The sequence below is a fragment of the Rhodococcus tibetensis genome, from assembly GCF_024438035.1.
Classification (GTDB): domain Bacteria; phylum Actinomycetota; class Actinomycetes; order Mycobacteriales; family Mycobacteriaceae; genus Rhodococcus_F; species Rhodococcus_F tibetensis.
In genome coordinates, this window is sequence record NZ_JANFQF010000037.1 from 16,590 (window position 1) to 29,309 (window position 12,720).

Genomic DNA, 12,720 nt, shown 5'->3' on the forward strand with positions numbered 1-12,720 from the left:
AGGCACAGTGTAGGGAACCGTCTCGAGCGGCCGAACTCGGCTGGGTGGTCAACCGGGTCTACACGTTGAAGCGGAACTCCACGACGTCTCCGTCGGCCATGATGTAGTCCTTGCCCTCCATGCGCACCTTGCCTGCGGCTTTGGCGGCGGCCATGGATCCGGCGGCGACGAGGTCGTCGTAGGAGACGATCTCTGCCTTGATGAAGCCGCGTTCGAAGTCGGTGTGGATGACGCCGGCGGCCTGGGGGGCGGTGTCACCCTTGTGGATGGTCCAGGCGCGGGCTTCCTTGGGTCCTGCGGTGAGGTAGGTCTGCAGGCCGAGGGTGTGGAAACCGGTGCGGGCGAGTGCGTGGAGGCCGGGCTCGGTCTGCCCGATGGAGTCGAGCATCTCCTGCCGGTCCTCTTCGTCGAGCTCGAGCAGTTCCTGCTCGACTTTCGCGTCGAGGAACACGGCGTCCGCGGGGGCGACGGACGCGCGCAGTTCGGCGACCTTCGTCTCGTCGGTGAGCACCGCCTCGTCGGCGTTGAACACGTAGAGGAACGGCTTGGTGGTGAGCAGGCTCAGCTCGCGAAGCAGTGAGAAGTCGAGCTTGTCCTTCGCACTGAACAGCGTCTTGCCCTCGTCGAGCACTTCCTGGGCTGCCAGTGCGGCCTCGTGCAGCGGCTTGAGTTCCTTGTTCTTCTTCGCTTCCTTCTCGAGGCGCGGTAGAGCCTTCTCCAACGTCTGCATGTCGGCGATGACGAGCTCGGTCTCGATCACCTCGATGTCGGACGCCGGGTCGACGCGGCCGTCGACGTGGACCACGTCGTCGTCGTTGAACACGCGAACCACCTGGCAGATGGCGTCGGCTTCACGAATGTTGGCGAGGAACTTGTTGCCCAGACCTGCCCCCTCGGAGGCGCCTTTCACAATGCCTGCGATGTCGACGAACGACACCGTCGCAGGCAGGATCCGCTGCGAACCGAAGATCTCGGCGAGCGTGTTCAGCCGCGGATCGGGCAGTTCGACCAGGCCGACGTTGGGTTCGATGGTGGCGAACGGGTAGTTCGCGGCCAGCACGTCGTTGTTGGTCAGCGCGTTGAACAAGGTGGACTTGCCGACGTTGGGCAGTCCGACGATTCCGAGGGTAAGGCTCACGGTCGTTGGATTCTACGGCCTTCGCGGCGGTGACCGGTCACCAGTTGCGCAGGTCCCCTTTCGAGGTGTAACCCGGTGATAGCCCGCGGCTATCGTCCGACCAGCGAAACTCCTGGCCGGGACCGGTAACGGGGGGTGGCGGGCCGACGATGTAACAGGGCAAGCACCATACCGGAAGGACGTAGTCAGCACGCGGTCACGAATGATCACCGCGCCGTAACTGGAACCCCGTACCCCGGGCCTCTGACCTTCCCGCCCCACGGGCGCTGCGGTCACCCGCGACCCTCGGTCGTTGCATGGAGGGATCCTCCCTTGGATTCTCCAACTTCATCCGACCCCCACACCGACAGCCTCGGCGTAGGCTTCCCGCTGTCTTCGGCGCAACGCGGGATGTGGCTGGCGCAGCGGCTGACGCCCGAGGTTCCCCTCGACATTGCGCAGTACGTCGAGGTGCACGGCGCGGTGGACGTGGCCCTGCTCGACGAGGCGTCCGTAAGGGCCGCGCGCGAATTCCACTCCCCGTTCCTCCGAGTCTTCGAAGTGGACGGCGAACCGTTCCAGGCGGTCGACCCGTCCCTCGAGCTGTCCACCGACTACGTCGACTTCAGTGCCGCCGCCGACCCGGTGGCCGCAGCGCACACCTGGATGGAAGACGACTACACGAGACCCCTCGACCCCACCTCTGACGTGCTGGCCGCATCGGCGGTTCTGCAGGTCGGTGAACAGCATTACTTGTGGTACAGCAGGATTCACCACATCGCGTTGGACGGCTACGGGGCGATGACGATGGTGAATCGCATCGCCGCCCTCTACACGGCGGCAGTGGAGGGGCGTTCGCCGGAACCGAATCCCGCGGCGGATCTACACACGCTCTACAGCCTCGATCAGCAGTACCGGTCGTCCTCCCGATTCGAAGCCGACCACGACTACTGGGTGCAGCGGATCGCCGAGTTCGAGGAGGGATCGAGCCTGTCCGCGGTGGTCTCACCGGCCGTCGCGAAGAGCATCGTCCTGACCACCTCCCTGTCGGATGACGCGGCGGACCGGCTGACGCACTCCGACGAGGCGTTCGGAGTTCCCGCAGCAGCCGTGGTCGTCGCTGCCTTCGGTTGCTACCTGGCAAGGAGGAGCGGCCGCGAGAAAGTACTGGTCAGCCTGCCCGTCTCCGGGAGGACGACCACCGTCCTGCGACGGTCCGGCGGAATGCTCGTCAGCCTGGCACCCCTTCAGGTCAGTGCGCCACCCGAGGACTCCGTGGGCGAAATGCTGCACCGCGCCCAGATGGAACTTCTGGGCGCACTCCGCCATCAGCGCTACACCCTCGAAGACATTCGCCGTGACGCGGGCGGCCGGTCGTCTGCCCGCCGTCTCACCGGGCCGATGGTCAACGTCATGCTCTTCCACCCGGAGATCACGCTGGGCGCGGTGACCGGGGAGTTTCATGTCGTCACGTCCGGTCCCGTCGAGGACCTCCTGGTGAACGTCTACCGCAGCGGCACACCTGAGAAGACGCTGGTCGAGTTCCGGGGCAACCCTCACCGATACACCGAGGAGGAACTGAGTCGACACCATCACGCTTTCGTCGCCCTGCTGCAGGAGCTCCTCGGGGCCCGTCCCGAAGATGCAACAGCGGACGTCCATCCTGAAACCGCCATCGAGGGGGCACGCCGACGCAGGAAGGTGGCTCAGCTCGACTACTGGAAGCAAGCCCTCGACAGTCTGCCTGGGGACAACATCCTGCCCAGCGACCACCCGCGACCCCTCGATCACACGCTCGTAGCCGATGGTCGGGTCGACCTTCACATTCCGGCCGAGCTGCACCGGCGCATGCATGCTGTCGACGCCGATTGCCGGTTCGCCGCCTTCTCCGTGATCCACACAGGGCTGGTCGCGTTGCTCTCGCGGCTGGGGGGCACCGACGACATCGCGGTCGGCACCTCCAGGGGTTCCGGCAGAGGGCCGCTGATCCTGCGCACCCGCGTCGATCGCGCTCGGACGTTCACCGACTTGCTCGGACGGGTCCGCGACACCGAGCTGGGGGCGTACACCCACGCCGACGTTCCGTTCGACGAGATCGCGGAGGCACTCGGGCGACGGGAGGAGTGGTCAGGCCGGTATCCGTTCCAGGTCGGCCTCGAATTCGTGGGTACGGGGACGGACGGGTCACCGAGCGCGAGCGCGGATCTGTCGATCGTCTGCACCGCGCACCCCGACTGTTCGGGTGTCGACATCCAGCTCCTCTTCGCGACGGCGGTGTTCGAACCGGTCACGGTGCAGCGGTTCGGGGACCGCCTGGTGCGCCTACTCGACGCCGCCACAATCGACGCCGCCATAGCCGTCGGTGATCTCGACATCCTCACCCCAGCCGAACGCGGGGATCTGGTACCCGTCCTGGGTCCGTCCGCGCTGCCGCCCCGACTGCTGCCCGACATCTTGACCTCCGCCGCGGCGATCGATCCGGACGCCGTTGCCGTCTCGGAGCAGGGCACCGAGATTTCCTACCGCGAACTCGACGAGGAATCGAACCAGCTGGCGCGACTGCTGATCGCACGCGGCGCCGGACCGGAGCGCATCGTCGCTCTCGCACTGCCGCGATCCACCGAGTTCGTGCTCGCGGTCTGGGCCGTCGCCAAGTCCGGTGCAGCGTTCCTCCCGGTGGACCCGAACTACCCGCCGGCACGCATCGAGCACATGCTGTCCGATTCGGGCGCACTACTGGGCGTGAGCGACCACCGCCACCACCTCCGTTCGCCTGCCGTGTCCTGGCTCGACCTGGATGACACACGAACCGAGACGACGGTCGCCGGATGCTCCCCCACACCCGTGACGTCCGCGGATCGACTGCGGCCACTACGGCGCGACCACGCGGCCTACGTGATCTACACGTCCGGTTCCACCGGCACCCCGAAAGGGGTATCGGTCAGCCACCGCGGAATTGCCGACCTCGTCAGCGCGGAACGCGAAGGTCTGACAGTGTCGCCGGAGTCGCGCGTCTCCCATTTCGCCTCGCCCAGTTTCGACGCGTCCATCTTCGAGCTGCTGAGCGCATTCGGAGCGGGTGCGCGGGTGGTGATCGTGCCACCCGCCGTCGTCGGTGGCGCCGAACTGACCCGCATTCTCGCCGAAGAGCACGTCACCCACGCAATATTCACGCCGACCACCGCCGCGACACTCGATGCTGCCGCTCTCCCGGATTTGACCGATCTGGCCCTGGCAGGCGAGGCATGCCCGCCGGAATTGGTGTCGCGGTGGGCGTCTGCCGGCCGTCGGGTGCGCAACGCGTACGGGCCCACCGAGGCGACGATCATGTCGACGCTGAGCGCACCGATGACGGCGGGGCAACGCGTGACCCTGGGCGGGCCCATCAGGGGATTCTCGATAGTGGTGCTCGACTCCCGACTCCATCCGGTGCCGCGGGGAGTCGCCGGCGAGGTATATCTGGGTGGACCCGGCCTGGCCCGCGGCTATCACCGGCGCGCCGGTTTGACTGCAGCACGTTTCGTCGCCGATCCGTATGGTCCGCCGGGCGGGAGGGTATACCGCACCGGCGACGTCGCCACGTGGCGTGGGCTTGCCGGCCTTCCGGGCGGAACGCCCGACCGGTTGTCACTCGAGTACCTGGGACGCAGCGACTTCCAGGTCAAGATCCGCGGGTTCCGCATCGAGCTCGGGGAGATCGACGCCGTCCTGATGCGACATCCCACGGTGAGCTTCGCTGCAACCGTCGACCGCGTCACTGCCGCAGGCGATCCCACGCTGGTTGCCTACGTGCGACCGGCGGAAGGCGAGCAGGCTGACGTACCCGAACTGGAAGCATTCCTGCGACGCACTCTCCCCCGATACATGCTTCCGTCGGCCATCGTGCCGCTCGACGAGGTCCCGCTCACCCCCGGCGGGAAACTCGATCGCGCGGCGCTGCCCGCTCCCACATTCGCGCCCGGCAGCAGTCATCGGAAGCCGGCCACACCGACGGAGGCCACCGTGGCCGCCGTCTGGGAGACCGTGCTGGGTGTCACCGGCATCGGCGCCGACGACGACTACTTCGATCTCGGTGGAAACTCGCTGACAGCGACACGGGTGGTGGCACGCGTCAACGCGGCCCTCGGCGCCGCGATCGGGGTCGGTGAACTGTTCGAGGCGTCGACCGTGGCGACACTGGCGGCGAGAATCGACCGGGACGAGCATCGAGGGCCCGCCCGCCCCGCCCTCACCCCGTTGGCACGTCCCGACGTCATTCCGCTGTCTTCCGCTCAGCAGCGCATGTGGTTCATCAATCAATACGACACCACGTCACCCGCCTACAACATTCCCCTGGTCGTTCGGTTGACGGGACGCCTCGACGTGCCCGCCCTGGTCGCCGCGATCGGTGACGTCGTCGAACGGCACGAATCGCTGCGCACCGTTTTCCCGACCTCACCCGACGGCCCACATCAGGTAGTTCTGCCTGCGGCCGAGGCGGTGCCGGCCATCGAACCGGTTCCGGTGGCGACCGAAAGCGAACTGACGCAGCAGCTTTCCCGGGTGTGTTCGACGAGGTTCGACGTCGCTTCCGCCGTCCCACTGCGCTGCACGCTCTTCCAGCTCCGCGACAGCGAGTACGTCCTGGCGCTGGTTCTTCACCACATCGCGGCGGACGGAGCGTCGACCGCGCCACTGGCTCGGGACGTGACCACGGCGTACGCCGCGCGCACCGCCGGGCACGCCCCGCATTGGCCCCCACTCGCGGTGCAATACGTCGACTACACCCTGTGGCAGCATGCACTGCTGGGAAGCGACACGGATCCGGACAGTCTGCTGTCGCGGCAACTCGACTACTGGACCGAGACGTTGAGCGGAAGTCCCGCTCTGCTCGAGTTACCCACCGACCGCCCGCGGCCCGAGGAGCGGTCGCTGCGGGGCGGCCGCGTCGAATTCGCCCTCGACATCGAGTTGCACGGCGCCCTGCTCGCACTTGCGCGCAGCTCCACGTCGACGGTATTCATGGTGTTGCACGCCGCACTGGCGGTTCTGTTGGCCCGGCTCAGCGGATCCGAGGACGTCACCGTCGGCACTCCCGTTGCAGGCCGCGGCGAAGCAGCGCTCGACGATGTCGTCGGCATGTTCGTCAACACGGTGGTGCTGCGTACGAAGGCGGATCTGTCGACAGGTTTCGCCGACACACTCCGGCACGTGCGGGACGCCGATCTCGCCGCCTTCGGGCACACCGACATCCCGTTCGAACAGTTGGTGGAGGTGCTGGACCCACCGCGTTCGTCGGCATACTCACCGCTGTTCCAGGTGCTGCTCGAGTTCGAGCACATCCTGCCGTCGGGCAGGGAACTGCACGGTCTCGAGCTCCCCGGACTCCGCCTCGAGCCGGTCGAGTACGACGCGGGCATGGCCAAGTTCGATCTGCAGCTGTGGCTGTCCGAGCGCCTCGACGCGAACGGCGCACCACTCGGTATGCAGGCCGGTGTCGTCTATGCCACCGACCTTTTCGACGAGCAGACGGTGCGGGAATTCGCCGAGCGATTCCTCCGCGTCCTGGAGGCTGTCACCGAGAATCCGCAGATCCCGATCGGCGACATCGCGATCCTCGACCCAGCCGAGCGGGACACCGCGCTCGCCGACTGGCGACAGCCCGCCTCTCCTGGTGGAAGCCGCACTCTCGCAGACGCCTTCGCCCGGGTGGCCGCAGAGTCCCCTGGTCAGGGAGCAGTCACCTTCGCGGGCAACACGGTGTCGTATGCGGAGGTCGCTACCCGCGTCAATCGCCTGACCCGTCTGCTGATCAGCCGCAAGCTCCCCCCGGAGGCCGTGGTCGCCGTGGCGATCCCCAGATCCGTCGACTGGGTGGTCGCCGAGCTCGCGGTGATCGCGGCGGGCGGTGCCTGTCTGCCGGTCGAGGTGACCTGGCCTCGCTCCCGTCTGGACAACGCCCTGACCTCGGCGGCCCCCGCGATGCTGATCACTCTGCTGGACGTCGCGGCTGATCTTCCGGACACCGGGTCACGCGTCGTCGTGCTCGACGCCCCCGACACGGTGCTCGAACTCGCTGCAACGTCGAATGCCCCGTTCGCGTCTGCGGCGGAGCCGGACTCGACCGCCTACGTGCTGTTCACCGCCGGTTCGACGGCGCGGCCGAAGCCGGTGTCTCTCTCGCACCGCGCCGTACTCGCTGCCTTCGTCTCCGCCCGCGACTCGTTCGGCTTCGATACCTCCGACGTGTGGACGACGTTCCCCGCCCACACGTTCGACTTCTCCGTGTGGGAACTGTGGGGTGCGTTCCTACACGGCGGCCGCCTGCTGATCGTCGACGACGAGACCGCCCGGTCGCCCCGGGACACCTCGGCCTTGATTCGCCGGGAACACGTCACGATCCTGAGCCGGACGCCGACAGCTTTCTATCCCATTCTCCGCGCCCCGTCTCCTGCGGAAAACGAGCTTTCGGCTCTGCGACTCGTCGTTCTCGGCGGCGAGGCCGTCTCCGGCGACCTGGTAGCGCGACTGTCCACCCTGCCGGCGTCGACCACTGCGGTGCTGATGTATGCCTGCACCGAGACCGTCACCTGGGTCGCCGCGTCGGATGCGCTCGCGTCGCCTGCCGCGGAGGACACGCTGCCGCTCGTACCCGCGCCCGGCCGGCCGCTGGTCGTTCTGGACAGTCGGCTGCACATCGTCCCCGCGGGCGTCGTCGGCGAACTGTATGTCGGCGGTCCGGTTCAAGCGCGCGGCTATCACCGCCGCGTGAATATCACCAGCACCCGTTTCGTGGCTAGTCCGTTCGGTGCGCCTGGTGAACGGATGTACCGCACCGGCGATCTGGCGCGAATCGACCGGGACGGGCACCTGCACATCGTGGGACGCTGCGACTTCCGATGGTCGTTGCGCGGATACCGCGTCCCCCTCGACGAGATCGACGCAACCTTGGCCGCGCACCCGTCGCTCGATCGGGCGGTAACGGTCGACTACACCACCCGTTCGGGTGACCACACTCTGGTGTCCTACGTGACACCGGCGGCCCGGGCAGAGGTGGACCCCGAAGCGGTCACCGACTTCGCCGCGACCGTCCTTCCCGCGCACTGCATTCCCGCCGAGATCATCGAGCTGAACGAACTTCCCGCCGACGCCACCGGTGTGGTCGACCGCACCGCGCTGCCCGTGCCCGAGTCCCTCGAGCACGCCGCCGAGTTCCGCGCACCCAGGACACCACGGGAGGAAGCGGTGGCTTCGGTATTCGCGCAGGTACTCGGTGTCGAAGGTGTAGGCGTCGAAGACAACTTCTTCGAGCTCGGCGGCACCTCCCTGATCGCCACGAAAGTGGTAGCCCGGCTCAACTCGGCGCTCCGAACCGGAATCGGTGTGCGCGCGCTGTTCGAGGCGCCCACCGTGCAGGCGTTGGCCTCCGTGCTCGACGCCGAAGATGCCGAGTCGCCACTGCCGCCGCTGCAACCGAGGGATCGCACCCGACCGGTGCCGGTGTCGTTTGCGCAACAACGGATGTGGTTCGTCAATCAGTTCGATACCAGCTCCGCCGCCTACAACATACCGATGGTGGTGCGGATCAACGGACAACTCGATGTCGCCGCACTGAGCGCCGCCCTGACCGACGTCGTGACTCGACACGAATCGTTGCGGACGGTGTACCCCCTCACCGACGAGGGACCGGTCCAGGTGGTGCACCCCGTCGACGAGGCACAACTCGAACTCGCGCCGATACCGATCCTCGACGACACCCACCTGCAGGAACGGATCGACGACGTCATCACCACTACCTTCGATGTGACGGTTCGTGCGCCGCTGCGCGCCGAAGTGTTCCGCGTGGATCCGCTCACCCACGTCTTCGCGCTCGTGGTGCATCACATCGCGGCAGACGGTTGGTCTCTGGTACCGCTGGCCCGTGACGTGACCACGGCGTACACCGCTCACACGCAGGGGCGCACTCCCGAGTGGGAGCCACTTCCCGTGCAATACGGGGACTTCGCGCTCTGGCAACGCGAGGTACTGGGATCCGCCGAAGACCCGGCGTCGCCGCTGTCCGCGCAACTCACCTATTGGCGGACTACACTCGCGGACCTCCCCGAGAGGCTGGAACTGCCGGCCGACCGCCCGCGACCGGCCACCGCGACGTACCAGGCGGCGACCGCCCGCTTCACCATGTCACCGGCGATGCACCGCCGGCTGACCGAACTGGCGAGGGAGCACGACGTCACCACCTTCGTCGCTGTCCACGCCGCGCTTGCCGTGCTGCTGTCGCGGCTCGGAAACACCGACGACGTCACGGTCGGGTCGCCGATCGCGGGACGCGGTGAGCAGGCGCTCGACGACCTCGTCGGCATGTTCGTCGGCACGCTCGTCCTGCGCACGCGTATCGACCTGGCACGACCGTTCGACGAGGTACTCGCCCGGGTCCGAGAAGCCGACGTCGACGCGTTCGCACACGCGGACATCCCGTTCGAGCGACTGGTCGAGGAACTGAACCCGGCACGTTCCACGGCGGCGCACCCCCTGTTCCAGGTGATGCTCTCCTTCCTGAACATGGCAGAGGCGAAACCGGAGTTGCCCGGCCTCGAAGTGACCGCCCTCGACCTCGATGCGCATCTTTCCCAGTTCGACCTCAATGTCGTTCTGCGCGAGCATCGCACCGACGACGGCGCGCCGGACGGTATCACCGGTGAATTCGTCTATTCCACCGACCTCTTCGACGAAGAGACCGTGCGTGGGTTCGCTGACAGGTTCCTCCGCATGATCGACACTGTCACCTGCCGACCCACCACGGTGGTCGGTGATATCCCCCTGCTCGACCGCACCGAGCTCGATCGAGTGCTCGACCGGAAGTTCGTCACCAGACACGACTTACTCGATGAGACGATCCTCGACCTCTTCGACGCCCAGGTCGCGCGGGCGCCCGACGACATCGCCGTCGTGTTCGAGGGGAACTCGCTGACCTACCGCGAGTTCGACTCCTGGACCAATCAGCTCGCGCGCACTCTGATCGGGCGGGGCATCGGACCGGAACGCGTGGTAGCCCTGGCCTTGCCGCGATCGTTCGAATTGCTTGCCGGAATGTACGCCGTCGTCAAAGCCGGTGCCGCTCTGCTCGCCCTCGACCTCGGACATCCGCCGGAGCGGATCGCCTATCTCCTCGAGTCCTCTGCGCCCGTACTGGTGCTGACGACCTCCGGCGTCGACGTACCCGTCCCGCCCGGCGCCGATGTTCTCGCCCTCGACGTCGTCGACCTCGAGGCGATCGACGCGCGCCCGATCGGGGACGCCGACCGCACAGCTCCACTCCGCCCGCAGAACCTTGCCTATGTGGTCTACACCTCCGGCTCCACCGGAAGACCCAAGGGCGTCGCAGTGTCGCATGCAGCGATCACCAACCAACTGGCGTGGTCCCGTTCCCAGCTACCGATTCTTCCCGGCGACCGCGCACTCCAGAAAGCACCGATCGCGTTCGATGTGGCCATCTGGGAATCGTTCTCGGCATTGTGCGCGGGCAGCGCATTGGTCATTCTCCGGCCCGACGGCCATCTCGATCTCGAGTACCTGGCCTCAATTCTGTCGACCGAGAACATCACCCTCGTCGAATTCGTGCCCTCGATGCTCGAGGTGTTCGTCGGCAACCACCGGCGCGCACTTCCCCCGTCGCTCCGCCGAGTGTTCTCCGGAGGCGAAGCGCTGCCGGCGCGCACCGCCGACCGGGTGCTGTCCCAGGGTGTCGCACTCGGAAACATGTACGGCCCGGCAGAGGCCTCGGTGACGGCCGCCTATTGCGATGCCGCTTCGCTGCCGAGCACATCCGTGGTCCCGATCGGCACACCGGTGTGGAACACCCGGGTGTATCTGCTCGATCAACGGTTGCACCCGGTGCCGCGGGGGGTGGCTGCCGAAATGTACATCAGCGGTACGCAACTGGCCCGTGGATACCTGAGACGACCGGATCTGACCGCACTTCGGTTCATCCCGGATCCGAACGGTGCCCCCGGTAGCCGGATGTACCGCACCGGCGACCTCGCCCGCCACAACAGTCTCGGTCAGATCGAGTATCTGGGGCGCAGCGATTTCCAGATCCAGCTGCACGGTTACCGCGTCGAACCCGGCGAGATCGAATCCACGCTGCTGCGCCACCCCGGTGTGACTCAGGCTGTGGTCGCCCTCCACCGGGACCACCACGGCACCGACCATCTCATCGGCTACGTCGTACCCCAGCGGGAAGCGGAGGTCGACGGGGCCACCCTGATCGATCATGCTGCTGCCGCTCTGCCCTCGCACATGGTGCCGTCGACGGTTCTCGTCCTGCCGTCCCTCCCGCTGACACCGAACGGCAAGGTCGACCGCGGCGCACTTCCCGTTCCCGACTTCACCACCCGCGCAACACATCAGCGCATGCCGAGCTCGGAAGTCGAACGGGTACTCGCGGCCGTATTCGCCGAGGTACTCGGTCTCGACACCGTGGGTGTCGACGATTCATTCTTCGCACTCGGCGGCGACAGCATCATGGCGATTCAACTGGTCGCTCGGGCACGAACCGCCGGAATTTCGTTGCAACCCCGGGAAGTCTTCGAACACAAAACTGTCAGCCGGCTCTCGCGGGCGGTGTCGATTCAGTCGGTCGCCGCACCAGCTCTGGAGGAGCTGCCCGGCGGCCACACCGGAGAGTTCCCCCTGACTCCCATCGCTCACTGGTTACTCGAGCTCGGTGGTGACTTCAGCCAGTTCTCGCAGGCCGCATTGCTGACCATGCCGGCCGGGATCAACCAGGAGAGGCTCACGCGAACCCTCGAGGCCGTCGTCGACCACCACGCCGCCCTCCGCGCTCGCCTCCGCATCACCGCCGACAGCGACCCGGCCATGGAGGTACCCGCGGAGACCGCTCCCCGCGGCATCGATCTTCTCCGACGAGTCGCGGTCGCGAGGGTGGCGGACACGCAGTTCCACCGGCTGGCGGTCGCCGAGCTGGAAGCAGCAGCAGACCGTCTCGATCCTGCCCGCGGGGTCATGCTGCAGGCCGTATGGTTCGACGCCTCCGGCGACGGGCGACTACTGCTGGTGATCCATCACCTGGCGATCGACGGCGTGTCCTGGCGGATCCTGGTACCCGACCTCGCCGCCGCCTGGGAAGACATCACCGCCGGACGAACCCCCGACCTTCCCCGGAACGGGACCTCGATGCGCCGCTGGGCACACGCCCTCGTCGAGACCGCACCCCAACGGGCCGGAGAACTCGACCTCTGGCGCCGGATACTCGACGGCCCCGACCCCCTCCTCGGGTCGCGGCCACTCGATCCCGTCCGCGACACCCGCGCCACATCCCGCGACATCACGATCGACGTGCCGACCGACGTCACCGAGGCGCTACTCACGGACGTGCCCAAGGCTTTTCACGCCGGCGCCGACGACGCGCTTCTCACCGCGCTCGCGCTCGCCGTGGCCGTCTGGCGACACCGCAGGGGCCTTCGGGTGGACTCCACGATGGTCACCGTGGAGGGGCACGGCCGGGAAAACAATCTCGTCCCCGGCGCAGACCTCTCCCGCACCATCGGCTGGTTCACCACCATCCACCCCGTCCGACTCGACCTGACCGGCATCGACCTCGACGA

Annotated in this window: 2 protein-coding genes; one reads left to right on the forward strand and one right to left on the reverse strand. The window is 67.2% G+C overall.

Annotated elements, in window-relative coordinates; all coding sequences use genetic code 11:
- Positions 1–58: 58 nt before the first annotated feature.
- Positions 59–1,138, reverse strand: a complete 1,080-nt coding sequence (gene ychF, locus NOF53_RS26830) for a redox-regulated ATPase YchF (RefSeq protein ID WP_255974618.1) — start codon at positions 1,136–1,138, stop codon at positions 59–61.
- Positions 1,139–1,450: 312 nt separating this feature from the next.
- Between ychF and NOF53_RS26835 the strand changes: the two genes are divergently transcribed.
- Positions 1,451–12,720, forward strand: an 11,270-nt coding sequence (locus NOF53_RS26835; protein ID WP_255974620.1) for a non-ribosomal peptide synthetase, incomplete at its 3' end; no start/stop codon positions are given.